At 32.4% G+C, this 25,890-nt stretch carries 23 protein-coding genes; 14 read left to right on the forward strand and 9 right to left on the reverse strand.

Features of this window, described 5'->3' with window-relative positions; translation table 11 throughout:
* Positions 1 to 4 precede the first annotated feature (4 nt).
* From GQR97_RS12215 to GQR97_RS12240, 6 genes are all read right to left on the reverse strand, one after another.
* Positions 5 to 5,161 carry a T9SS type B sorting domain-containing protein gene (locus GQR97_RS12215; protein ID WP_158848750.1) on the reverse strand — a complete coding sequence of 1,719 codons (5,157 nt, stop codon included), beginning with the start codon at positions 5,159 to 5,161 and terminating at the stop codon, positions 5 to 7.
* Positions 5,162 to 5,457: 296 nt separating this feature from the next.
* The gene (locus GQR97_RS12220; RefSeq protein WP_158848752.1) at positions 5,458 to 6,294 is read right to left on the reverse strand and encodes a GIN domain-containing protein; all 837 of its coding nucleotides are present in this window, start codon (positions 6,292 to 6,294) and stop codon (positions 5,458 to 5,460) included.
* 103 nt (positions 6,295 to 6,397) lie between these two features.
* Complete coding sequence (locus GQR97_RS12225) at positions 6,398 to 7,126, reverse strand: head GIN domain-containing protein (RefSeq protein WP_158848754.1); 729 nt, start codon at positions 7,124 to 7,126, stop codon at positions 6,398 to 6,400.
* A gap of 160 nt (positions 7,127 to 7,286) precedes the next feature.
* A complete protein-coding gene (locus GQR97_RS12230) occupies positions 7,287 to 9,119 on the reverse strand; it encodes a PspC domain-containing protein (RefSeq protein WP_158848756.1) in 1,833 nt (610 codons plus the stop codon).
* Positions 9,116 to 9,457: a PadR family transcriptional regulator gene (locus tag GQR97_RS12235; RefSeq protein ID WP_158848758.1), complete on the reverse strand. Its 342-nt coding sequence runs from the start codon at positions 9,455 to 9,457 to the stop codon at positions 9,116 to 9,118. The genes GQR97_RS12230 and GQR97_RS12235 overlap by 4 nt, the downstream gene beginning before the upstream one ends.
* A gap of 185 nt (positions 9,458 to 9,642) precedes the next feature.
* Complete coding sequence (locus GQR97_RS12240) at positions 9,643 to 10,089, reverse strand: DUF4870 domain-containing protein (RefSeq protein ID WP_158848760.1); 447 nt, start codon at positions 10,087 to 10,089, stop codon at positions 9,643 to 9,645.
* A gap of 146 nt (positions 10,090 to 10,235) precedes the next feature.
* Between GQR97_RS12240 and GQR97_RS12245 the strand changes: the two genes are divergently transcribed.
* The 7 genes from GQR97_RS12245 (at position 10,236) to GQR97_RS12275 (ending at position 15,772) form a co-directional block, all read left to right on the forward strand.
* A complete protein-coding gene (locus GQR97_RS12245; protein ID WP_158848762.1) occupies positions 10,236 to 10,706 on the forward strand; it encodes a DUF4442 domain-containing protein in 471 nt (156 codons plus the stop codon).
* 99 nt (positions 10,707 to 10,805) lie between these two features.
* Positions 10,806 to 11,606 (forward strand): TIGR00266 family protein, encoded by an 801-nt coding sequence (locus GQR97_RS12250; RefSeq protein WP_158848764.1) that lies wholly within the window; start codon positions 10,806 to 10,808, stop codon positions 11,604 to 11,606.
* Positions 11,607 to 11,843: 237 nt separating this feature from the next.
* The gene (locus GQR97_RS12255) at positions 11,844 to 12,041 is read left to right on the forward strand and encodes a hypothetical protein (protein WP_158848766.1); all 198 of its coding nucleotides are present in this window, start codon (positions 11,844 to 11,846) and stop codon (positions 12,039 to 12,041) included.
* A 344-nt stretch (positions 12,042 to 12,385) separates the two neighbouring features.
* The gene (locus tag GQR97_RS12260; protein ID WP_158848768.1) at positions 12,386 to 12,694 is read left to right on the forward strand and encodes a hypothetical protein; all 309 of its coding nucleotides are present in this window, start codon (positions 12,386 to 12,388) and stop codon (positions 12,692 to 12,694) included.
* A 119-nt stretch (positions 12,695 to 12,813) separates the two neighbouring features.
* Positions 12,814 to 13,614, forward strand: coding sequence for an MbnP family protein (locus GQR97_RS12265; RefSeq protein WP_158848770.1), 801 nt, complete (start codon positions 12,814 to 12,816; stop codon positions 13,612 to 13,614).
* A 129-nt stretch (positions 13,615 to 13,743) separates the two neighbouring features.
* On the forward strand, positions 13,744 to 14,790 hold the full coding sequence (locus GQR97_RS12270; protein WP_158848772.1) for a cytochrome-c peroxidase: 1,047 nt from the start codon (positions 13,744 to 13,746) through the stop codon (positions 14,788 to 14,790).
* Complete coding sequence (locus tag GQR97_RS12275) at positions 14,768 to 15,772, forward strand: hypothetical protein (RefSeq protein WP_199269850.1); 1,005 nt, start codon at positions 14,768 to 14,770, stop codon at positions 15,770 to 15,772. Before GQR97_RS12270 ends, GQR97_RS12275 begins: the two co-directional genes overlap by 23 nt.
* Before the next feature lie 104 nt (positions 15,773 to 15,876).
* Here the strand turns inward: GQR97_RS12275 and GQR97_RS12280 are convergent, their stop codons facing one another.
* The gene (locus tag GQR97_RS12280) at positions 15,877 to 16,815 is read right to left on the reverse strand and encodes a LysR substrate-binding domain-containing protein (protein WP_158848774.1); all 939 of its coding nucleotides are present in this window, start codon (positions 16,813 to 16,815) and stop codon (positions 15,877 to 15,879) included.
* 103 nt (positions 16,816 to 16,918) lie between these two features.
* Between GQR97_RS12280 and GQR97_RS12285 the strand changes: the two genes are divergently transcribed.
* On the forward strand, positions 16,919 to 17,398 hold the full coding sequence (locus GQR97_RS12285) for a Dps family protein (RefSeq protein WP_158848776.1): 480 nt from the start codon (positions 16,919 to 16,921) through the stop codon (positions 17,396 to 17,398).
* 68 nt (positions 17,399 to 17,466) lie between these two features.
* Here GQR97_RS12285 and GQR97_RS12290 read toward each other — a convergent pair whose 3' ends face one another.
* Positions 17,467 to 17,898, reverse strand: coding sequence for a DUF2141 domain-containing protein (locus tag GQR97_RS12290; RefSeq protein WP_158848778.1), 432 nt, complete (start codon positions 17,896 to 17,898; stop codon positions 17,467 to 17,469).
* Between the two features lie 117 nt (positions 17,899 to 18,015).
* Positions 18,016 to 18,867: a UDP-2,3-diacylglucosamine diphosphatase gene (locus tag GQR97_RS12295; RefSeq protein WP_158848780.1), complete on the reverse strand. Its 852-nt coding sequence runs from the start codon at positions 18,865 to 18,867 to the stop codon at positions 18,016 to 18,018.
* 385 nt (positions 18,868 to 19,252) lie between these two features.
* On the opposite strand from GQR97_RS12295, the gene aroC reads away from it, so the two are divergent.
* The 6 genes from aroC to GQR97_RS12325 all read left to right on the forward strand — a co-directional run bounded on the left by aroC (position 19,253) and on the right by GQR97_RS12325 (position 25,775).
* The gene (aroC, locus tag GQR97_RS12300) at positions 19,253 to 20,314 is read left to right on the forward strand and encodes a chorismate synthase (protein WP_158848782.1); all 1,062 of its coding nucleotides are present in this window, start codon (positions 19,253 to 19,255) and stop codon (positions 20,312 to 20,314) included.
* A 410-nt stretch (positions 20,315 to 20,724) separates the two neighbouring features.
* Positions 20,725 to 22,050, forward strand: a complete 1,326-nt coding sequence (locus tag GQR97_RS12305) for a dicarboxylate/amino acid:cation symporter (RefSeq protein WP_158848784.1) — start codon at positions 20,725 to 20,727, stop codon at positions 22,048 to 22,050.
* An 11-nt stretch (positions 22,051 to 22,061) separates the two neighbouring features.
* Positions 22,062 to 22,883: a sulfurtransferase gene (locus GQR97_RS12310; RefSeq protein ID WP_158848786.1), complete on the forward strand. Its 822-nt coding sequence runs from the start codon at positions 22,062 to 22,064 to the stop codon at positions 22,881 to 22,883.
* 507 nt (positions 22,884 to 23,390) lie between these two features.
* On the forward strand, positions 23,391 to 24,377 hold the full coding sequence (locus GQR97_RS12315; RefSeq protein WP_233267534.1) for an SPFH domain-containing protein: 987 nt from the start codon (positions 23,391 to 23,393) through the stop codon (positions 24,375 to 24,377).
* Positions 24,377 to 25,294 carry a sugar kinase gene (locus tag GQR97_RS12320; protein ID WP_158848789.1) on the forward strand — a complete coding sequence of 306 codons (918 nt, stop codon included), beginning with the start codon at positions 24,377 to 24,379 and terminating at the stop codon, positions 25,292 to 25,294. Before GQR97_RS12315 ends, GQR97_RS12320 begins: the two co-directional genes overlap by 1 nt.
* A gap of 106 nt (positions 25,295 to 25,400) precedes the next feature.
* Positions 25,401 to 25,775: a hypothetical protein gene (locus GQR97_RS12325; protein WP_158848791.1), complete on the forward strand. Its 375-nt coding sequence runs from the start codon at positions 25,401 to 25,403 to the stop codon at positions 25,773 to 25,775.
* The last annotated feature ends 115 nt before the right edge of the window (positions 25,776 to 25,890 follow it).

Consider the following 25,890-nt stretch of genomic DNA (forward strand, 5'->3'; position numbering starts at 1 on the left):
TGTGTTATCGTTTTAAAGTGAAATGTCCGCTAAAATGTCGTCCATCTTCAAGTTGAACATTAAACCAATAATCATCAGAAGGTAAAGCATTTCCATTAAATGTACCATCCCAACCTATTGAACCTGCTAAGAATTGTTTAAGTAGTTTTCCGTAACGATCGTAAACAAATATTAACGAGTTTGGCTGTACTTGAGAGTTTAGGCCTTTTACTTGCCAATAGTCATTATAGTTGTCTCCATTAGGTGTAAAGAATTTGGCATAACCAATTATCGAAATATCTAATTCTGCAGTTCCGCAAATATCATCTTTTACATAAATGGTGTAAAAGCCTGGACGTACATTTGTAAATACAGGTTCCGATTGGTAAGTAATAAAGTTTGATCCGTCTTCTCTTAAGGCATACTCATAATCTCCAGAACCTAAATTTATAGGGTCTATGATTACGGAGTTGTTATTAGAGATATCTATAATGGTAACATCATCTTGAGTAATATTTGCAAGCTCCGAGGCTGTAACTATAATATCTCGGGTGCGTGAGCATCCTGTTCCATCTGTTTTGGTAAGTGTTACCGAGTATGTTCCGGCAACGGTTACATTATCTAAAGTGGACTGGTTGGATAAAAATGTACCATCCTCAAAATACCACTCGTAAGTAAAATTATCTATTACGCTAGCTTCAATAGGATCTATGTTTACACTGAAAGTTGGATCTGAAGTACAAACAATTAAAGGCGAGTCTACGGTGAAATTTGGAAGCGGATTTACAACTAATTCTATTGTAGTTGTTGCCATACAGATTGTATTAGCTGGATTAGTAACTTCAACTAAAATATTTTGAGATTCTGTGATTAAAGGATTTGGTAAAGATGAGTTTATTACTGAAACTCCAGACTCGTCTAGATATGTATAATTGATATTCATACCAGTTTGCGATCCTAAAATAGTATTAGAAAAGGTAGAGGTATCGAAAGGATACATACCATCATCATCAATGTCTCCAGATTGGCCATCACACACGATAATTGGGTTTATAGGGTTAGCAATAGGACTTTCGTCAACTATGAATTCTACTGCAGTTTCATCGAAACAAGGGCCATCGGGAGCCGAAGAAGTCGCATTTGTAACTCGAACTGTTATGGTTTGATTACTGGTTAAAAATGTAGATGAAATAGGACTAATAACAGGCGTGCCATTAGAATATAATAAAGGATCTCCAGCGGTATCAAAATATGAAATATCAACATCCGCAGGATTTTGTGTTCCTAAAACATCATTTTCTAAGTTTGAAGTATCAAAAGGGTAAGCGCCATCAGTATCATCATCGCAAGCTCGGTTTATTGTAACAGGGTTTGCAATTGGTAAAGGTTCTACGGTTAATAAAATATGGCCACCTAAACCTAAGCAATCGTTAGATATATTGCTATCTACACGTACGTAAATAGTTTGCGAATTTGGATATCCAATATTTCTGTAATTAGAAATATCTGTAATTTCATTTATTTCAGCTAAAGCATCAGCTTCATTTCTATAGTATCGCGGAGGTAATGGGTTTTGACCGGAAGGGATTAAACTTAATAAAGTTGTATTTACACTACTAAAATCGAATGTTGCAATACCGTCTCTTTGGTTATTGTTGGCTGTATCATTTCCGTCAATATCAAGAAAATCATCACATTGATTAAAAGTTATTAATAAGCTAGAAGGTATTACTGTTGTTGAAACATTAAGTTGGATTTCTGCAATATTTCCGCAGTTAAGTGGATTATCTACCCGCGCCCAAACTATATCGTTACTAATTGTTCTATTTAGAAAAGTGGTAGGGTCTGTAATAAAATCAAGACTCGTTTCATCCCCTAATTTAGCAGCTGCTTGGGTTAAATAGTAGCTGAATGTTTCGTTTACAGCATTTGATGAAATTTCATTATTAGCTTCGGTTAAATTGAAATAACTATAACCAAGTGTTGTTGGATCAGCATCATCACATTGAATTAAAATAACAGGCGAATTAACATTTGAAAGCGCATTCACAGTAAGCGTCATACTTTCTGAATATAAGCCACAGCTATTTCCGCTTCTATCTAATTTTACACGGTATTGATTGCTGTTAAAGGTTAATGGTGTATCTGAAATACTTAGAGTTGCCGTTTGTGAGTTGCTGTAGTTAGTATCATCAATAATGGTGTTCCAAGTGGAGCCATCTGTACTTACTTCCCATTGAAATGTTTCTGCTTCATCTGAAATTATCGTAATGGAAGCATCGTAAGATTCGCAAATAGCTACATCTGCAGGTTGTGTTGTTATGGATATTGGAGCATTGGTTAAATAACTGAAATCGGGAATTGTGTAACCGTCTGAAGTGTTATTAACTAATCCGTTTGTGTCTACAGTAATAGTTGCAGTGTCTCCAAGGTAGTTATCCATATTTGCATCTGAAAAGCCGGCTTCAATAACATCGAAACATGTATCTCCGTCGGAATCTAAATCAATATAGCTAAATACAGTGTCGTTGTCAAAATCACTTAGAGTATATCCTATTTGGTTACTGTCTGCTGAGGTTTCTGCACGATCTATCCATCCGTTTGTACCAAAGCTAGGTCCATCATCAATCCCATCCAAATCGTTATCGATAACATTAGTACCTAATACACCTGTTTCAATTAAATCATAAATACCATCATTATCACTATCTAAATCATAAACATCAAGTACGCCATCGTTGTCAGTGTCTATTAGTGTTGCCGTAATATCATAAATATCATCTAATCCGTTAGAATCTGCATCTATATTTGATAGCGTAACAAATTTGCCTTGATTTTCTATAAAATCAGGAATACCGTCATTATCGCTGTCTAAATCTAAACTATCGTCAATACCATCTAGGTCATTATCTTTTCCAACACAAGTTGCAGCAATTTGAAACGTAGCTTGATTGCTATTTGTGTCTGAAATATTTTTATGAATATAAGTTATTTGGTTTACGCTATGAGCCGAAAAAGTGAAAGTTGCAGCTCCAAAAGCTAATGATGTTTTTGATTTAAATCTAATTTCGAAAGCCGAAATTTGGGTTATTCCCGTTTCGTAAATACCGTCAAAATCGCTATCAATTAGAAGTTGATCATCAGGATCTAGAAGGGTAATAGTTCTTGTGCTGGGCACTCGAATAACAAATTCCTGATTAGTATTGAGTGTACCACTACCAGTAAAAGTGTTGTCAGGATAGTTTACCAATAAATTAAGTGGTTTGTTAAAGCTTAATTGGTAGGTTGTGTTACTTTCTGGGTCACCGGTTTTAATAGATACCTCACTGGTAAATACGCCATCACTATTTCCTGAAATTGGTGTCGTAGCTGTATTATTGGTAACAGTTGTATTTCCAGAGAAAGTATATGCGCCTATAGGAATGCTACCACTATTTATATTTGATAAATTAATAATTTGATTACCATAAGATTCCGTACAGTTTAAAATACCATCGTTATCGTTGTCAATATCTATATTGTCTGGTATACCGTCGGTATCTCCATCATCAGGACAAATACTTACAGGTACATCGAGAGATTCGAGTTTTAAACCCGAACAAAGTAATTCTCCAACAAGTTTGTAGGTTCCAGAAACGGTTGGTATAATTTGAAATGTTGTAATTCCTGTTGTAACAAAGCCACTACCCGAGCCATCGTCAAAAAACCATTCGACACTATCAAAGTTGTCCATGTTAGCAACTTCTAAAGTTACATTTGGAATACAATTTCCTAGGCTTTCAAAAACAGCATTGAAATTAATTTCTGGAGGTGTTGGAAAACCTGAATAAAAACTACCAGAGGTTGCCGCTCCGTTAAAATTGAAATAAGCACAGTATAATTCGTCTGTACTTTGTACAGAAATGTTTCCAGTTAGTCCTACTACTTTATAAGTGACGTAATCTGGTTTTCCTGTAACTGCAATTGGTCCTGTTGTGAAAAAATTACTTAAAGCTGTGTTATTTACCGTAACCGTTGCTCCGGCCTTAGTAACAATAGAAATACCTCCTTCAAAATCTGTACTTCCTATAGATTCAATATTCGCGATATTATTTAAATTCCCGCGTGTTTCACAGCTTAATGGTGGTACAAAATACATACCTTGGTTAGCTTCGCTTGGTGTTGCTCCAATACCTTGATAAGCAAAAACGGATTGAGATGTTTCTACGTACATATTGCCGTTAATATATTGATCGCCTTCAATTAAATAATACTCGCCGGCATTTATAGTGGCAATTGCAGCATTTCCGTTTATACTAACTGAAGTATTATCGTAATGTGCTACAATAAGAATGTTTTCCCAACCATCATAACCATCACCTTTCACAAAAATATATTCTGTGCCTACCTTATCTAGGCCCACAATTTGATCGATACCATAATCTCTACCATTACCGTTATGAAAACTACCATTTGCAGATCCGCAGTTTACAACAATGGGTTTATCGGAGTTAACTAAAGTCCCAATTAATCCATCAGTGTTTATAGTGCTTTCATTGCTGTTAGTTGCAATAGTATAGCTTTCTCCTTTGTTTAGATTAACCGTTATTGGGGTTGTTCCTGAATAATTTTCTATAATTAAACCCGCTGGTAAATCACTAAATACAACTTCTGTATTATTTTCGGTAGCCATTACAGAAGCAAAATTGAGATAATTGTCTTGGGGGTTTTCGTTGGTGTAAGTTCCAATTCTAAAAGTTTCTCCACGGGCGGCTAAACCTTTACTAACTAGTGCTCCAGCTTGTGCTCCAGTGGTTGCAGCATTCATTCTAACCGAGGCATAAATACTATTTTGGGCCTCTATAATATAGCCTCTATTATTGGTAACGGTGCTTGTTTGTGCAGGTGGCATGAATAACTGACTATCACCATTGCCTATAAAAATAACTACAGGAGATGAATTTGAAACTACCCCAGATATATACGTTGATGTGGGTTGTCCAACTGGAATAATAGTGTAAGCGACATCGGTTACAGAAGGTGTAGATAAATATATATACTGATCTTGAGGTAAAGCATTATCAGAATCGGCGTAGGTTAAAGGTGGTATAAAATGCGTTTTACTTAGTTGGGCAAAACTTGCTAGACAGAAAAGAAATATAACTAAGAAAGATATTTTTTTTAAAAATGTCAATTTATTCATCTACAGTTACGGAAGTTAATGTTAATCTTTATTTTGAGAGTTTGGAAAGGTTAAATATAACCTTAAATATAATTAGACTGAAAAAGTATTGTTTGGTTTATTCCATTTTAAGAGAAATTTAGGAAAGAATAATAGTTTCAGAACAATTTTACTTTTAAACGGCTTATAAATTTGTTATAATACTTAGTTTTTATTGATGTTACGTCTTAATTGATTAGTGGTTTCTTTTTAGATAAAAACAAAAAAAAGGTAACATTTTATAATGCTACCTTTTAATACTTATTATGTTAATTGATTTATTTTTCTTTTTTCTGAATTTTAGAAGTGTTCGCTAGTTTATTCACTATTATTTTGGGGTTGTTATATAGGTAAACAGAACTTGATCCAGAAGCTTCCAATGTAATAGTATCTGTAACTTCTAAGATAGTTTCACTTGCTATTTCCGAAGTTAAATAACAGTTTTTTATAGTGAAGTTTTTACCATTAAACTCCGAGTTGTTATCCGCTCTAAGTGTTAAATCATCACAACCACCTTCAATTTCTGCATTTGCTCTTTGGTATAAATCGGCTTTTAAAATTGGAGAATTAATTAAAGCTTCCAATCTACTATTTCCATTTAGAATAACTTTAGATGTTTTGGCGGTTAAATTCAATTTAGTTTTAGATTTATCTAATCCTTCAAAATTGAAATTGTCCGTTTTTATTGTTAGTCCTACTTCAGAATTACCCGACACAATCAATGTAACATTATCAGCGTTTATTGTTGAAAGGCTATGCACTTCTGCATCATCCCGAGTTTCAATAGTCGTTAAAAAATTATCGTAAGCAACTTTAATTTTAAGTCGTTTTTTTGATGTAATCCGCTTTGTTAAATCTAAATTAAGGATGCTATCACGAACATCGAGAACAAAAAACTCATGAAGATTTTCATCAGCTTCTATTTCAATCGATGGCTCTTTAGCGTAAACTAAATCGATTTCAAATCCTTCATCAATTATTATTGTCTTAAAAGAATTTACAGGTGTTTGTTGTATGGTTACATTTCTATTACCTTTTACTTTTTCTACACTTTGGGTATGGCCAAAAAAGCAAAAACTTACTGCTATTAGTAGCGTAGGGAATTTATGTTTCATTTTATATATGAATTAATTATTAGAACAAATATAAAACAAAAACCATCCCAAACTTATATTTTAGTTTGGAATGGCTTTAATTAGGGCCTATAAAGGAAGAAAATTATCTCTTACTTATATTTCCAGATGAATTATTAGATTTGTCAACCTTTTCTGGATTTCCATAATATTTTACGTCACCACCACTAGTGGCCTTCGCTACTAATATTTTTTCTGTGTTTACACTAATATCAGCACCGCTTGTTGCTTTAACATTGCTGTATTGTGTTATTAATTCTTTGGCTTCAATATCGCTTCCGCTAGTGGCTTCGGCATTAAATTTTTCGGTTTTACCGGATATATTTAAATCACTTCCGCTAGTGGCTTTACAGCTTAAAATTTTTGAGTTTACATTTAATGTCATATCGCTTCCGCTTGTTGTTTTCAAATCTAATTCTTCAACTGTTAAAGTGTTTGTTGATGTAACATCGCTTCCGCTAGTTGCAATAATACTTGAAATATCTTTAAAACTTACAGTCACTTTTTTTGAAATACATCTACCTATATTTTCTTTAGTATGAATTTTTAAAACGCCATCTTCAACTTCTGTTAGAATTAGTTCTTGCAGGTTCTCGTCTGTTTCAACAATAATACTTTCGTTGTCGCTTTGTGTTAAATAAACATCCAAACCTTCGGTAGCTTTAATAGTCGAAAATGGTTTGGTAACTGTACGTGTTTCTGTTTGTAAATTGCCATTTCCTTTAACTCCGGAGTTAATGTTGATATCGAAATTGCAGGAGAATAAGCATAAACTTAAAAGTGTTGTTACAATAATTTTTGTTAGTGTTGTCATGATTGTTCGTGTTTTGATTGATGAAAGTTTTATTTATGATTATTAGTCCAAATATCTTTTAAATTAGGTTTAATTAATAACTTAAATATCTGAACTGTTGTTTTTTATTGATGAATTGAAAACTAATTTCATTTTTTTAGTGGAATTAAAGCTTCAATTGTTAATCTTCCGTGTTAATGTGAATGCCGTTTTTGTCAATTTTGAGTTTAACCTCTTCCGATTCTGCATTTATACCGTTTTCATCTATTTTCAAACGGTTCTCATCAGAGTTAACTTCAATACCTTCCTCATTTATTTTAACGTTTGGTGTATTAATTTCAATTTCTAAATCTTCATTTTCTTCTATAGGGCAGTCTAAACATTCAACTTCATTATCAAGAATTTTAAGATCATAATTCACATGTTCTCTTCTAATAATATTACCATCGTAGTTTCGGTAATAGATGTATGACTCTGTGTTTTTCTTGAAATTAACAATCATATTTTCTGGAATATATAAAACTACATCAACTTCTTGATCACTAAATTTATTTTTAGGGTCTGTTGTAAAATAAGAATCTAAAAGCAAAACATTATTTTTAAGTTCAAAATTGTAATCAATATTTTTTGCACGAGCTCTTGCTTTTTGATAATCACGACCATCGGCACTTTTTTCTAAAGCCACGGTGATGACTGAATCCGTAGTCGACTTCACTCTAATATCAATATCCGAAGAATAGATTATTTTATTCCCGTCATCGTCATGTGCTAATTTAAAATCACTGTGATTACGATATACGCTTGAACTAAAATTATCGTTACCAATCATTTTAATACTTAGTGTATCAATATTTGTAATTGGCAATTCGGTTTTTTCAATGTAAGTTTCATCAAAGGCGTGTTCACTAGCTTGGCGGATACCAATAACAATTAATCCAATTACAGAAATAAACCATAAGCCTAGTAAGGTGAATTTAGCAACATTACCAATAGATTTTAAATTGTTTACTAAAATTTTTAATCCAAGATAGAATAGAAAAAAGAAAGGAATACCAACAGCAAACAGCGTAAGTAGAGAAACAAACCAAATAGGAGTTTCGCCGGCATTAACAATATCTACCAAATCTAAACCAGGTATGTGTACAAAGTTGGCAACACCTACCGAAAACAAACCAATGATTAAAGCAATTAAAGCAGCGGCACCAATAAAAATTAATAAGATTCCTATAAATTTAGCAATCACTTTAAAAAAGAACATAATAATATCGCCAATAGTCTCGAAAAAACTTCTAGAAGACGATTTTATTTTACTGCCTTGTTTTTCAAAATCTATGTTTTTTGTAGCGTTAGAAACAGTATCTGAAACATTTTTTGCTGCTCCAGAAACAGAATCGGTTACGTTTTTAGCGACGTCGGTTACGGTTTCGGATACATTCTCAAAGCCGTCTTTAATTTTTTTTTCAATGTTGCTAATGTTAACAGGTTCGCCAGTCATCATTATTTTTTCGGCTGTTGTTTTAGCTTCTGGAACTAATACCCAAAGTAAAATATAAAGTAGAAGCCCTGTACCAAATCCGAAAAACAATAAAACCCAAACCAAACGAATCCAGATAGCATCTATACCTACATAATGAGCTAACCCAGAAGATACACCACCAATATACGAGTTGTCGGTATCACGAAATAGTTTTCTAGAAGTCGCTTTTTTTCTGGTATAAGTTTGCTGAGGTTCATCTTCAAAAATCTCATCATCCACCAAATAATCTTCTGGTTGGCCCATGATAGAAATAACTTCATCAACTTCTTTTACACGAATTACTTGGCGCTCAAGTAGAACACGTTCGTTAAAAAGTTCGGCAATTCTAGCTTCAATATCGGCTATAATTTCAGATCGACCTTGAGAGTCTGTAAACGAACGTTTTATAGCCTCCAAATAACGTTGCAGTTTTATATAAGCATCTTCATCTATATGAAAAAATATACCTGCTAAATTTATATTGACTGTTTTATTCATTTTTTTGGTGGTTTTTGGCTAGTTACTAGGGTTACTGCATGGTGTAGTTCACTCCATGTGGTATTTAATTCTTTTAAAAAAAGCTTCCCGGTTTCGGTTAAGCCATAATATTTTCGTGGTGGTCCGGAGGTCGATTCTTCCCATCTGTAATTTAAAAGACCTGCGTTTTTTAGTCTGGTAAGCAAAGGGTAAATAGTACCTTCCACAACCAGCAATTTGGCATCTTTTAGCGTGCTTAGAATTTCGGCAACATAAGCGTCTTCGTCCTTCAACACAGAAAGAATGCAAAATTCTAATACGCCTTTACGCATTTGTGCTTTTGTGTTTTCTATTTTCATTTGATGTTTTGGTGTTTTAGAAGTTGAATGTAATTCGCATTAAACTTTAATTGATTTTTCTGAAAAATTTAAGTGAATTAATTCATGTTTCTAAAGCTATTTAAAGTTAAACTGTTCATTTTTTGATTGATGATTGATTATTGATGAAATTATTTTGATGCTTCCAATGAAAATTGAAAGTCTATTTATTTTAAAAACTGAATGGTTAACGGATAATTGTAAATCTCGCCATCTCTAGCTTTTAAGCTTGCAATTACAATCAAAATTAGTTCTATAATGAAACCAATAATTGCAAAAGCACCCAGTAGGCCACCTATGTAAAGTAAAGCTGATGGCTTACCAATGTTGATATGGAAATTCTGGAAACCGTTAAAATCTATAAAATCGAAACCATTAAAAATTTTGAAAATAAAGAACGGAACAGATAACGTACCCAAGATTATAGCATAAAGCAAAATGCTAATTTGAAAATTAATAGCCTGTTTCCCATGGCGATCTATAAAGTCTGATTTATCTTTATTTGCTGCCCATAAAATAATAGGTCCAATAAAATTTCCGAAAGGAATAAAGAACCTACTAAAGGTTGATAAATGGATAAAAGTTGCGATGTTTTTTTGATGATTGTCTAGCATAATATTAAAACATATAATAGTTTCTTATGCAAATATATGTCTAAAAGAAGGTACTTTGTAACGCATAGTACTAAAAATTAACATTATTTTAACATTTAAGACTGAAGATATTTTTCATAACTTCGTGAAAAATTAAATATTTTAAAATGACATTAACACCAAGAAAACTAAATGCTTACACCATGTTTAAGTTGCCCGCTGCTTATATATGTGGCGTAAGAACTAAACATATAGATAACAATAAATGTTTAGTAACTGTTAAACATAAGTGGGTAAATCAAAACCCGTTTAAGTCTATGTTTTGGGCAGTGCAAGGTATGGCGGCCGAGTTTGCTACGGGTGCTTTAATGATTGGCAAAATTCAAGATTCTGGCAAACGTGTATCTATGTTAGTAACATCGCAAACTGCAACATTTACAAAAAAAGCTACCGGACGCATTATATTTACTTGTAATGATGGTCTTTTAATAGATGAAGCCTTAAAAACAGCTATTGAAACTGGTGAGGGGCAAACCTTATGGATGGAATCTGTTGGGAAGAATGAAGATGGTGTAGAAGTTTCTACCTTTAAATTTGAATGGAGTATTAAGGTGAAGCAGCCTAAAGTAGCAGTCTAAGCTTTTTACATGCTGAAATTTAAATTTTAAATAAAATTTTGTAACAATATCATAAATACTTCAACATATAAACAATTAATCTTTTAAACTTTTTTTAAAATGACAGCACACGAAATTGATTATAGAATCTACGGAGAAGAAATGCAATACGTAGAAATAGAACTCGATCCGGAAGAAGGAGTAATAGCAGAAGCAGGAAGCTTCATGATGATGGATAGTGGTATACAAATGGAAACTATTTTTGGAGATGGTTCTCAGCAAGATTCAGGATTTTTAGGTAAAATATTAGGAGCTGGAAAACGGATTTTAACAGGAGAAAGTATGTTTATGACGGCTTTTTACAACAACCTAACAGGTAAGCGTAACGTATCATTCGCATCTCCATATCCAGGAAAAATAATCCCAATAGATTTAACAGAATTTGGCGGAAAATTTATCTGTCAAAAAGATGCTTTTCTATGTGCAGCAAAAGGAGTGAGCGTTGGTATCGAGTTTTCTAAAAAATTAGGTCGCGGGCTTTTTGGAGGTGAAGGTTTTATTATGCAAAAGCTTGAAGGCGACGGTATGGCGTTTGTTCATGCTGGCGGAACTATGGCTAAAAAAGAATTAAAATCTGGAGAAATATTACGTGTAGATACCGGTTGTATTGTAGGTTTCGATCAAACTGTAAATTACGATATCGAATTTATTGGAGGAATAAAAAACACTGTTTTTGGAGGCGAAGGTTTGTTTTTTGCAAAATTAGAAGGCCCTGGAACTGTATTTATACAATCTTTACCATTTAGTCGTTTAGCTGGTCGTGTTTTGGCATCTGCACCACGTTCTGGTGGTAATTCTAAAGGAGAAGGTAGTGTGTTAGGTGGTTTAGGCAATTTGCTAGATGGTGATAATAGGTTTTAAAAATAATTACCTCTATACGTTAAAGAAGTAATTGTTAATTCCTATAAATTATATCTGTGAGACCAATGAAACGGGATGAAAAGTGATATTTTATCGACAAAACAAGATAAATTAAATGTTAAAGTTCCTTTAAAACGATTATATAGTTAGATATTTTATTAAATTTATAAAATAAAATCCCTCGAGCCTATAGTATAAATTTACTATTTATTACAAACCTAAAACCTAAATAACATTATGGCAAGAGCAATGCTTGAGTATACTAAAACGGTGCTTAATAAAGTTAGTTTCGATACATCGTTGTTTTGTAAAGAAGTAAAAAAGGCGTTAAGCCGATTATTACCTTACGAGATTGAAGAACTTAAAATATTCATACAATCAATCGTTCATCAAAACCCAGAATTAAATCAATGCTTGGTATATCTAGACCATTAAAATTATAAGCGGCCAAACGGTCGCTTTTTTTTTGATTAAAATATAAATTAATAATTTGGGCGTTACCCTATCGGGTCGGGCTTTACGTTACAAGTCCTCGACCTACCGATTACAAACGGTAGACCTGTGGGCTTTTCACTGCAATCCCTAACGCAGGGCTAAATCAAAAGGTTCTTTCTTTCAAAGCAGTATAGTGTTAAAAATAAAAATTCCGCAAGTTTTTCATATAAAATCAATCTAAACTTTTTTACATTTGCGCAACTATAACTTTACCATTGAAAAATATTTTTGTATTTATTCTACTTATTACGTTTGTAATAAAGCCTCTGTATAACATATGTTATTTGGCTTATTACGAAATAAACGTAGATTATATTACCGAAGTTTTTTGTGTTAATAAAGAAAAAGTAGAGCTAGCCTGTAATGGTAAATGCCATTTAGCAAAACAATTACAAAACGATACAAATTCTCAAGACGATAGTAAAACAGTAAAATTATTATCAGAGTTTCTATTTGCGCTCTATCTTCAAAAAAGTGAAAAATTCAATTTTCAAGACACTCAAATACTTCTAAATAAAAAGGTAAATATTATTTGTAATAAAAGTTATGCTTACAATTTTGAGTATAACCATTTCCGCCCACCAATGGTATAGTTGATTTCTTAAATAGGCAAACTCTGCCTAATAATTACCTTTAAAATCAATTTAACAATACTATAGTAGCCGTCAAAAAATAACGACAGAAAGGCTGTTATAATCATATACCATTACAAATGAAAATTTTAAAATTTGCATTTGCGCTTTTATTATGCGCAACAATTTCTTCATGTTCCTCAGACGATGATAATAATACAGAAGACCTTTCTGGACAAACAGGAGATTTAATACTTAAATTCGATAACGGTGTTGGAGACCAAGATTTTATTTTTGGTACAACTTATACTAGAACAAACGGAGAATCTTACCAATTAACAACTTTAAAATACTTAATAAGTAACGTTAGTTTAAAAGACGATATGGGTAACGTATATACATACCCAGCAGAAAACAACATTTTTATCGTTAGTGAAGCAAACGGAAACACCGCAGGCGAAATCTATATCACTTTAGAAGATGTAGATGCAGCAAACTATACCGAAGTTACTTTTGGAGTTGGTATCGATCAAGATCGTTATGCTTCTGGAGCAGATGGTCAAGGAGATTTTCTTACTACAGCACAAGATGAAGGTATGATGTGGTCTTGGGCAACAGGTTACAGGTTTACTAGATTAGACGGGACGTTTACATCTGCAACAGAAACTGATGCCGCTTTAAACATCCACATGGGGAGTGTTGGTACTGCTGTAGATAACTATAAAGAAACTACCATAACTTTACCAAACGAAGTTTTAGTAAGAGAAGATAAAACACCAGAAATACATATTAAAGCAGATATTTCTCAAGTTTTTGATGGTGTAACTACTGTAAGTTTTGATGATGGTTATGCACAAGTGCATACCGATCCTATTGCCACAGGAGTAATAGCGACTAATTTAAACGGAGCGTTTTCTGTACACCACGTACATAACGACTAATTTTTTTAGATAATAATTTCCTCGGTACAATAACCTACCGAGGAAACTTATTTGTTTTAACGAACAAAGGAGTGTCATTATTAATATCAAAGAAGTAGCATTTGCTTCGTTGGTTTAACTCTTAATCAAATGAAAAAAATAGTTCTTATTGCATGGGCAATAATCAGTGTGCTGGCTTGTTCTAAATCATCCGATACAGAAGTTTACGTTCCGGTTTACTTAAATGTAGAGCAACCGGCTAATTTCCCAGAAATGGTTTATAATCTAGATAATAATCCGGTAACCGAAGCAGGTTTCGAATTAGGAAAAAGCTTGTTTTACGATGGTAAACTCTCATCAAACGATGCTATTCCTTGTGCGTTTTGCCACGAACAAGCTTTTGCTTTTACACATCATGAACATACAGTTAGCCATGGTGTAAATGGAGGTATTGGAACGCGTAATGCTCAACCTATTCAAAATTTAGCGTATCAATCGGAGTTTATGTGGGATGGCGCAGCAACACATCTCGATTTTCAACCTATTATTCCATTAACTTCAGAAGTAGAAATGGGAGAAACCTTGAGCAATGTGCTAAGTAAATTAAGCGCAGATGCGTATTATCAAAAACAATTTCCAAAAGCTTTTGAAGATGGAGAAATAAACAGCGAAAACATGCTAAAAGCATTATCTCAATTTATGCTCATGATGGTATCTTCAAATTCAGATTACGATAAATATATAAGAAATGAAGACGGTGTAACCTTATCCGAAATTGAGTTGGATGGTTTAAACAGTTTTCAAAATAAATGTGCAACGTGCCATGCTACCGATTTATTCACAGACCAAAGTTATAGAAACAATGGCTTGTCAATAAACCCGAAGCTTGATGATAAAGGGCGTTACGATATTTTTGAAGACCCAACCGATTTATATACATTTAAAGTGCCTAGTTTGCGTAACATAGAGTTATCATTACCATATATGCACGATGGACGTTTTTCTACTTTAGAAGCTGTTTTAGATTTTTATGATTCTGGAATGACCGATAATGGTAATGTAGATGAAATATTTACTAGAGCAGATGGTAGTTTGGGCATAAGCCTTTCAGATTACGAAAAAGAAAGCATTATTGCATTTCTTAATACATTAACAGATAACGAGTTTTTAACCGATGATAGATTTTCAGAATATTAAAAAATTAATTGTTTTGTCAGTTGCTTTTATGCTTAGCATATTTGTATTACAAGCCCATGAAATAGATCCTCCTTTTGGCGTACATGAGCATGTTTATGAGCCCATGAGCGTAATGTGTGATTTATGTGGTTGTTCTACAAGTTCAGGGAGTTTTGGTTTTGGTACATTAAGCAATGCTAATTTTGTTGGCATACGCTATATCTATCAAAACTTTGAATCTAGAGATGGCATTTTTTCTAATTCGCCAACAACTAAAGAAACCTTCAATACGTATCAATTATGGGCGCAATTGCCAATTAATGATGCTTTTTATATAAGTGTAAATGTGCCTTACCAAGATTTAAATAGAGAATATTCTGAAGGAAATACAGAAAACCTTAATGGTTTAGGTGATAGTAGTGTTATGGGCTGGTACAAATTGCAGTTTTATAAAAAGGAAAGCGATTCTTTAACTTTTAATACAGAGCGTGAAGCATCGGGACATTCATTGCAATTCGGTATTGGAGCAAAATTACCAACTGGTAAGTTTGAAGAAGCCCTAGCCGATAACGTAAATCCAGGATTTCAAGTAGGAACTGGTAGTGTTGATGGTGTTTTTGCGGTGGGTTATAATTATGGCGCTAATAAATTTGGGGTTAATACACTTATGACGTATTACGTGAAAGGTGAAAACAAAAACGATTATCAATTTGGAAACCAATTTAGTTATTCGGCTAATTTATTCACGACATTTCCGAAGGAAAAATATAATATTATGCCATTTGTTGGTGTGTCTGGAGATGTTTACGATAATATTTCTCAATACGGAGAAACTTTAGTAGATACTGATGGAAAGATTCTAAACGGAACTATAGGCTCAGAATTTGCTATTGAAAAGTTTATTTTTGGAGCAAATTACACTACGCCGCTAAGTCAGGATTTATTTGGAGGCAATGTGAAATCTAAAAATCGTTTCTCACTTTATGTTAATTTTGCTTTATAGTAAAGTTATTCTATATGCATTGCATTCAAAACAAAAAGATTCACAGAAAACTTAAAATCTCTGTGAATCTTTTTTGTTTTATTTATACTTCAAAGGTATAGGTTTTACTTCGGCAATGGGCTAATTATTTTTACATTCTGAAAAGCAATAGCGCCACGAACAACTCCAGAGATAACATCTTGCAAAGCTTCAATAATCTGCATTTTTAATTCACTTTTATGGTAAATTAAGCTCACCTCTCGTGCAGGTGTTGGATCATTAAAATAGTGTAAATTCTCCTTTTCTTTATCGTTAATTTCTAAGGTATGTAAATAGGGCAGTAGTGTCATGCCTAAACCTTCATTCGATAACCTAATTAAGGTTTCAATACTACCGCTTTCTAATTGAAATTTTTCTTCCGTTTGGTTTTTAAAAGTTTTACACAAGTTAATTACGCCATCACGAAAGCAGTGGCCATCTTCTAATAGCAACATATCATCAACTTCTAAATCTGATACATCAATCTTTTTGTTACTATGTAATCTATGGCCTTTAGGAATGTAAGATACAAACGGCTCGAAATAAAGTACACGTTCCTTTATATTTTCATCTTCCAAAGGTGTTGCAGCAATGGCAGCATCTAAATGGCCATCTTTTATGCGTAACATAATTTCTTCGGTGGTTAGCTCCTCAATTTTAAGTTTTACTTTTGGATGTTTTTTTATAAAGTTTTTCAAAAACATAGGCAGTAGAGTAGGCATTACGGTTGGGATAATCCCTAATTTAAATTCACCACCAATAAAGCCTTTTTGTTGATCTACAATATCTTGAATTCTATTAGATTCGTTTACAATGTTTCTAGCTTGTTCTACAATTTTTCGCCCAATATCGGTAAGTTCAATAGGTTTTTTACTTCTATCAAAAATTAGAATATCGAGTTGATCTTCTAATTTCTGAATTTGCATGCTTAAAGTAGGTTGCGTAACAAAACATTTTTCGGCCGCTTTTGTGAAATTTTGGTTTTCAGCAACAGCTAAAACATAGGATAATTGGGTAATCGTCATAGATATCAATTTTGACTATAAAAATATAACATCTATCAATAAAACTTATGATAAAAAAGCTTTTTTATAGATTAAATTTGTGTGAACAAAAAAACACATCAAAATGACTTTAAATACAATAGGATTAGACACAGTAAAAACACATGAGATAGCAAATGATTTAAACCATCTTTTAGCTAATTTTCAAATATATTATCAAAACTTAAGAGGTATTCACTGGAATATTAAAGGAAAACGTTTTTTCGATTTACACGTTAAATTTGAAGAATTATACACCGATGCTAATACAAAAGTGGACGAAATTGCAGAACGTATTTTAACTTTAGGAGCTACACCTTTACATACTTTTGAAGATTATGCAGCAAAAGCACAGGTGCCAGTAGGTAAAAATATTTCGCAAGATGATTTAGCTGTAAGATTGATAGTGGATTCTTTAGCTCAATTATTGAAAATTGAGAGAGAAATACTTGAAAAAGCTGGTGATGCTAGTGATGAAGGTACAGGTTCTATGATGAGCGATTTTATTACCGAACAAGAAAAAACAGTTTGGATGATGAAAGCTTGGTTGAATGAAACGGTTTAAATTAAAACATTTATTAGTAAAAAGAAGACGGTCTGAAAAGATCGTCTTCTTTGTTTTACACGACTATTTTAAAGTATAATGTTCATTTCTAAATCGGTATTTGTAACCTCAAATTTTGCGTTAGCAAATTGAGGAGGGCCAAAACTCATTGAGTTGTTAGATGTTCCAAAGGCTTCTTTTGGTCTGCCTGTTTCTCCAAAATCCATTTTATTATTGTCGTTAGTATCATGAAGTACTATAATGGCGTATGTTCCAGGAGTTACACCTTCAAATTGCACATCAACTTTACCATCAATAATTTCAGCTTTAATATTTTTTAAACCAGCACCCTTCATAAAGGTTTGTTCATTGTGTAGTGTTAAAATAACATGGCCATCATGAGATGGTAATTTGTCTATCTTTACATTAATAAGTTGGGTTTTTTTAGCGCTTTCAGTGTTTTGAGCATTGGTGAAAGTTATAGAAAATAATAGAACGAAAATAAATAAAAAAGTCTTCATAGTAGTATATGTTTATTTGATTAATACTTCAAATATCTAAAACAAACACAGAATTTAATAATACAGTTTACCGAAATGTAGAATTATAATGATGAACTGTAATAACACTTTAAAATATTACTTTATAGACTTCTTTTCGGCACGTTCTACAATAGTAATTGCGGCAATTAAATCATTGATTTTCATTTCTTCAAAATCCTCATCAACAATAAAAGGAGCTAGTTTATCTGTATTAAAGTTATAAATCTTCCAACGTTTAAACTGGTATTCCAAAGCGGTAAAGTTTTCTACCCAATCACCAGAGTTTAAATACATGGTTCTCCCGTGTTTGTTTTCAATATACTCCATTTTAGGTTGGTGTATATGCCCACAAATTACATAGTCGTAACCTTTTTCTATCGCAAGTTCCGCAATTACTTTTTCGAAATCATTAATATATTTTACAGCACCCTTAACGCCATTTTTTACTTTTTTAGAAAGTGAATAGCGTTCTTTTCCACGTTTATCTAAATACCAATTTACACCACGATTAATTAGCGTTAATACATCATAACCATAACCGCCCAATTTAGCCAGCCATTTAGCATTTTGTATAGAAACATCAAAAACATCACCATGAAAAAACCATGCTTTTTGTCCGTCTAAATCCAAAACAGCTTTATCTACAATAGAAATATTACCGATGGTTGTATCGCTAAATTTTCTAAGCATTTCATCATGGTTTCCAGTAATGTAAATAACTTCGACACCATTCGATGCCATTGTCATTATTTTTTTTATAACCTTTAAATGCGATTTTGGGAAATAACGTTTACTAAATTGCCAAATATCAATAATATCGCCATTTAAAATTAATTTTTTAGGGTCAATACTATTTAAATAGGTAAGTAAATGTTTTGCATGGCATCCGTAAGTACCCAAATGCACATCGGAAATGACAGCAATTTCTATTTTACGTTTTATTTTCAAAAGGAGCAGTGTTGTTTTGTGTAAATCTCTATTAATTAAGTCAGATTTATATTACTTAAAGTTTACCATATAATTAACTAATTATGAGGTAATTGTTAAGTCAATGTTACGCTGTTGTTAGAGCTTTTATTGGCTAGTAAAGCAATTCAAGGTAATCAAAATAACAGATTCCGTTAAATACGATTTATTAATAGAAATAGATTTTTTACTGAAAATAAACATTAATATATTTTTAATTTCAGGACTAAACTTTCTATAAACTTTTGTTTAACAAATTCAATATAATTTGTGAAATTCATGATAATCTATGTTTTCAGTAAAGATTTTATTCAACTAAATTCGTCAAATTCATGGCTATAGTTTAATTTAGCAAAAAATTGAAATCATGGCAGGTAACACCTTCGGAAAACTATTTACTTTAGCAACTTATGGCGAATCGCACGGTCCAGCATTAGGAGGTGTTATAGATGGCTGTCCATCAGGGATTGAGTTAGATTTAGATGAAATTCAAAACGAATTAAACCGAAGAAAGCCAGGCCAATCTGCTATCGTTACACAACGTAAAGAACCGGATACCGTAAAATTTCATTCAGGTATTTTCGAGGGCGTAACTACAGGGACATCTATTGGTTTTGTTATCGAAAACACCAACCAAAAATCTCACGATTATAGTCATATAAAAGACAGTTACCGTCCCAGTCATGCCGATTATACTTACGATAAAAAATACGGAGTTCGCGATTATCGTGGTGGTGGTCGTAGTTCGGCACGTGAAACTGCATGTCGCGTAGTTGCTGGTGCCATAGCTAAACAAATGCTAAAAGGAATCGAAATTACAGCCTACGTTTCTGGCGTTGGTACCATGAAATTAGATAAACCATATAACGAGTTAGATCTTACGCTAGTAGAATCTAATATTGTACGTTGTCCAGACAAAGAGATGGCAGCAAACATGGAAACTTATATTAAGGAAGTACGTGGAAAAGGGGATACCGTTGGTGGAATTGTAAGCTGTGTTATTAAAAATGTACCTGTTGGTTTGGGTGAGCCGGTTTTCGATAAGTTACATGCCGAACTTGGTAAAGCCATGCTATCCATTAACGCTGTAAAAGGTTTTGAATATGGTAGCGGATTCCATGGTAGTACCATGTATGGAAGCGATCATAACGATGCTTTTAATAGTGATGGAACTACTAAAACAAACTATTCTGGTGGAATTCAAGGCGGTATAAGCAACGGTATGGATATCTATTTCAACGTCGCTTTCAAACCTGTAGCCACACTAATTCAAAAATACGAAACCATCGATAAAGATGGTAATTATGTAGAAATGCAAGGTAAGGGCCGTCACGATCCATGTGTTGTACCACGCGCCGTACCAATTGTAGAGGCTATGGCAGCACTTGTTTTAGCAGATTTTAAATTAATAAATAAGCTTTATAATTAAATTTATTATTAGAAGCTATTTCCCGCTTTCAGCTATATTTTTTTATGTGCCGAACTTGTTTCTCTATTTAATAAGGATATGGCTTAATCAACCATTTTTACTAGTTTAATAACTTATAGGCTAAATACATAAAAAGGATGCCGCTTCAATCAGGGCTAACCTATTTGCCAACTTCTGTACTTTTATAAGTGTGCCATTTTACTTATTTCTGCGGATGCTTTTATTATTAAAAAACACATTTAATTCACTTTTCGTTCGTTTATTCTGTAGAAATGTTCGAATTCGTAATTAAAAACTCAATAAAACTTCATTTTTTTACAGTAAACTCATAGCAAATCTGCTTTTTTTCATACTAAAAATACTTATATTGTGTCAAAATTTTAAACACTTAAAAAGTATCCCTAGCTTATATGAAGAAACTTGCAATGCACTGGAAGATTATAATAGGAATGGTTCTCGGAATCATTTTTGGTTTTATTATGAATAACGTAACTGGTGGTCGTGGTTTTGTTGGCGACTGGATTGCACCTTTCGGGAAAATATTCATCAATCTTCTAAAACTTATTGCAGTTCCTTTAATATTGGCGTCTTTAATAAAAGGAGTCACCGATTTAAAAGATATTTCGAAAATAAAAAATATGGGTTTGCGTACCATTGGTATTTATGTAGCAACTACCGTTGTTGCTATTATTATTGGTTTAAGCATTGTAAATATTGTAAAGCCTGGGGTTGGAATGCCCGAGGAAACCATTGAAAAAATTAAATTAAGATACGCTAACGATGCAGGTGTTGCCGATAAATTAATGAAAGCATCTGCTCAAAAAGATGCCGGGCCACTGCAATCCTTAGTCGATATTTTTCCAAGTAATATATTTCAATCCTTTGTAGAAGCATCGATGTTACAAGTTATCTTTTTTGCGCTTTTTGTTGGTATCTGTTTACTTTTAATTGGCGAGAAAAAAGCAAAACCATTAATAGATTTCTTCGATTCTTTAAACGAGGTTGTTATGAAAATGGTAGATTTAATAATGCTTTTTGCACCATATGCCGTGTTTGCATTATTAGCTAATGTTATTATCGCTTTCGATGATACCGAAATTTTAATAAAATTATTATACTATGCGTTTTGTGTAGTTGGAGGCTTAATTTTAATGATTGGCTTCTACATGATTTTAGTAAGCGTTTATACCAAAAAATCACCATTATGGTTTTTAAAGCAAATAAGTCCGGCGCAATTATTAGCCTTTTCTACAAGTAGTAGTGCAGCAACCTTGCCAGTAACTATGGAGCGTGTAGAAGAACACTTAGGTGTAGATGGAGAAGTTGCAGGTTTTGTTTTGCCAGTTGGAGCTACAGTAAATATGGATGGTACAAGTCTTTACCAAGGTATTGCTGCGGTTTTTATAATGCAGGTTATTTGGCCCGAAGGCTTAACGTTTACAAACCAATTGGTTATTGTGGCAACCGCTTTATTGGCATCAATTGGTAGTGCTGCCGTGCCAAGTGCAGGTATGGTGATGCTGGTTATTGTTTTAGAATCCATCGGTTTCCCAGCCGAATTATTACCTATTGGGCTAGCATTAATTTTTGCAGTAGATAGACCTTTAGATATGTGTAGAACTGTTGTAAACGTAACAGGAGATGCTACGGTTGCAATGATTGTTGCAAAATCTTTAGGTAAGCTACATGATCCTAAACCTAAAGAATGGGACGATAATTATGAGGAAGTAAAATAAAAGTTTTTTATATGAAAGCTAACATATCTATAACAGATCCAATAGTTTCAGTAGAGTGGCTGGAGTCTCATCGGAATTCTGAAAATCTCATTATTTTAGATGGTTCAATAAATAAAGTATTTGATGCTGCTTTAAAGCAAATTCCAAACACAAGACTTTTTGATATAAAAAAGAAGTTTAGTGATCTGTCTAACGAATTTCCGAGTGCTTTTCCTTCTGAAGAGCAATTTCAAAAAGAAGCTCAAAATTTAGGAATAAATAATAATAGTGCTATTGTGGTTTACGACGATAAAGGCATTTATTCTAGCGCACGTGTTTGGTGGTTATTTAAAGCATTTGGTTATACCAATGTGGCTGTTTTAAATGGCGGGTTTCCTGCTTGGTTAAAGGCAGAATTACCAACCGAGACTATGACGAATTATACAGGTGAAAAAGGTGATTTCACAGCTAAGCTTCAACCTGATTTTATGCAATTTTTTAATGATGTAAAAGCAGCTTCGAAAAACAAAACACATACTATTATTGATGCACGTTCGGCAGGGCGTTATAATTGCGAAGTTCTAGAACCTCGCGAAGGTTTGCGTATGGGGACTATTCCTAATTCTGTTAATTTACCTTTTACAGATTTATTAATCGATGGCGTTTTAAAACCTAGAGTAGAGCTAGAAAAAGCTTTTTATATGCTAGCAGAAAAAGACGATGCTATTATATTTTCTTGCGGATCTGGTTTAACAGCGTGTGTCTTAGCTTTAGGAGCCGAAATTTCTGGATATAAAAACCTATCAGTTTATGATGGTTCTTGGACAGAGTGGGGGAGTTTGGTAGAAGCGTAGAACGTTTTAACTTAGTACTTACATTTATAGAGTGAAAAGTGAATTCTTTCCCTTTTTATTTATTTTTTTTAAAAGAAATAAATAGCTTATTCTCGAATTTAATACCCAAGTAACCTTAATTTAAAATGTGTTTTTTAAGATAAAGGTCTAAATGAAATATTAAACCTTGAATATTTAGAAGAAGCTCAAAGAGATTTTATGAGAGATAAATGATGTAACAAAATTTAATTAAGGTAGTTACTCATAATTTATAAAAAAAATATAGGCTTGTGTACTCAATCCAAGGTTCTATTTTTTATAAAATCAGCTAAATATAAAATACGGGATTTAAGAGATAAACAAACTCAAAATATTTATATTTAGCTAAGTTTTAAACTGGAATTTAGTGCCTATTATCTGTTCTGTATTTATTATGCTAAACGGTTTATCGCATTACAAAAAAAACTTGTCTAAAAAATAAAATATAGAAAAAATATGTTCGGAATTAAACACATAAAATTTGACTCAATGACTTATGTATTTCATTTTAAAAATGGAAACATAAAACGTGAAGGAAGAGGTCTTTCTTTTTTCTATTTTGCACCAAATAGTTCTATTGCAGCCATTCCAATGGGAAGTAATGATTTACCTTTTGTATTTAATGAATCTACTAACGATTATCAAACGGTAACTATTCAAGGACAAATTAGTTATAAAATAAATGACCCAAAAATTTTAGCCGATGTTTTAGACTTCACAGTTCAAGATAACGGACAATATAAAAGAAATGATATTGAAAAATTAAACCAAAGAATAATTAACGAAGCTCAAACAGCAACTTCTGCATATATTCATGGAATAAAATTGAAAGAAGCTATTCGTTCTGCCAAAGCAATAGAGCAAAATATTACGGAAGGGCTAAAATCTTCTTCGGCAATTAGAATGTTAGGTATTGAAATTCTTGGAGCAAATATTCTTGCAATTCAAGCAACTCCTGAAATGGCAAGAGCATTAGAAACAGAAACTCGTGAAAAACTGCAGCAAGAAGCAGATCTAGCAGTTTATGAAAGAAGAAATTTTGCAGTAGAACAGGAACGAATAATTAAAGAATCTGAACTTAACACTGAGATTGCTGTTGAAGAAAAACAAAAGCAAATTGCTGAAAAGAAAATGGAATCCGATGTTCAAAAGGCTGATAACCAAAGAAAATTGAGAGAAATGAAGTTAGAAGCAGATATTTCGGTTGAAAATCAACGTAAATCTCTAATTGAACAAAAAACTGAGAACGACAAAAAAGAAGCTGAAACAAAAGGTTATGTTTTAGAAACCACATTAAAACCGTATCGTGATATGGATTGGAAAACCTTAACGGCTTTAAATAATAATTCAGATCCAAGATTCAATATCTCTCTTGCCTTTAGAGAATTAGCTGATAATGCTGATAAAATAGGGAACTTAAATATTAGTCCTGATTTATTAGATTCAATATTAAACGAAAAAGGAAAAACTAGATAATGAGTTTCGAGTATGCTATAATTGTAAAAAATAAAACTCGACTTGAATCGCTTATTGAAAGATTTAACACTAAGGCTCAGGCAAAGTTTTACATTGAAAGACTTGGAGGAAACTTTGAAGAATATGAAATCGAAGATGAAATATTTAGACATTCATTAAATTCTCTGCAAACTCAATTGTCAAAAGTTATAAAAAATAAAACGATTGATAGACAATTTGTTTCTTCCTATATTTTCTCAGCTAAGAACATAATTATTGTAATAGGGCAAGATGGACTTGTAGCTAATACTGCTAAGTATTCTGTTAACTTACCCATTATAGCTGTAAATCCAGATACAGATAGGTATGATGGAATATTGTTGCCATTTAATATTTCAAACTTTATTCAAGGTGTAGAAAATGTATTAACAAATAAATACAACTCTAAAATTATGAATTTTGCAGAAGCAAAATTAAATGATGGGCAAAGATTATTAGCTTTTAATGATTTATTTATAGGAGCTTCTTCTCACGTTTCAGCACGATATAAATTAACTTTTAATAACAAGACCGAGCAACATTCTTCAAGTGGAATTATAGTATCTACTCCAGCAGGAGCAACAGGGTGGTTGAGTTCAATTTTTAATATGGCTTATGGTGTTGCAAATTTGTTTGAGAAAAACTTAACCATAAAACACCCTAAACTAAAAGATAAAGATTTACTTTTTGCTGTAAGAGAACCTTTTAAAAGTATTCGAACTCAAACGGAAATATCCGCAGGAGTAATACGTAACAATACTTTAAAAATAGAATCTTTTATGCCAAATAATGGAATAATATTTAGTGACGGTGTTGAAAAAGATTTTTTGAATTTTAATAGTGGTTCTATAGCAACAATTGGAATAGCTAAAGAAACCGCAAACATTGTGCAGAAATAATGTTATACAAAAAGTATTAAATCTAAATTCGGTATGTGTTTACAAAGTGATTCCATTAAATGCAAAAGTAAGTGTGTTTTACCTTGTAAAGGCTATAGTCAAAAGCATGATAAAAATATTAAAAAAACTTAGCTGGTTAATTATTTATTTACTGTTCAATGCAGTTATATTTTTTATCGAAATACATGTGTTATTTAAAAAGAATGATACAAATTATAGCAGTAATAGTGGGTTTAGCTTATTAGATCAATTCTTTAATATTCTTGAAGGATTTGCAATAGTTGGTTTTGTATATGCAGCTGTAGGTTTAACTATAGTATCATTTATGCTATTTATACCATTACAGATTTATTATATAGAAGTAAAATACAAAAACAATAAGAACAAATTTTGGTTTAGCTTATTAGTATCTTTCTCTGTAGTAATCATTTTAAAATTGATTTTACATTGTTGGAGGTTTGTTGATTTAAATTATTTATAGAGCTGTTTCCTTAAACGGAATAAATATTATCAAGATTTTAAATAGGAAAGATATTTTAATCGTATTTAAATCCTATTTTCGTTAAAATATCACCTATTTATCAATAAAGTTTAAT

Origin of the sequence: Algibacter sp. L1A34, assembly GCF_009796805.1 — a bacterium.
Lineage (GTDB): Bacteria > Bacteroidota > Bacteroidia > Flavobacteriales > Flavobacteriaceae > Algibacter.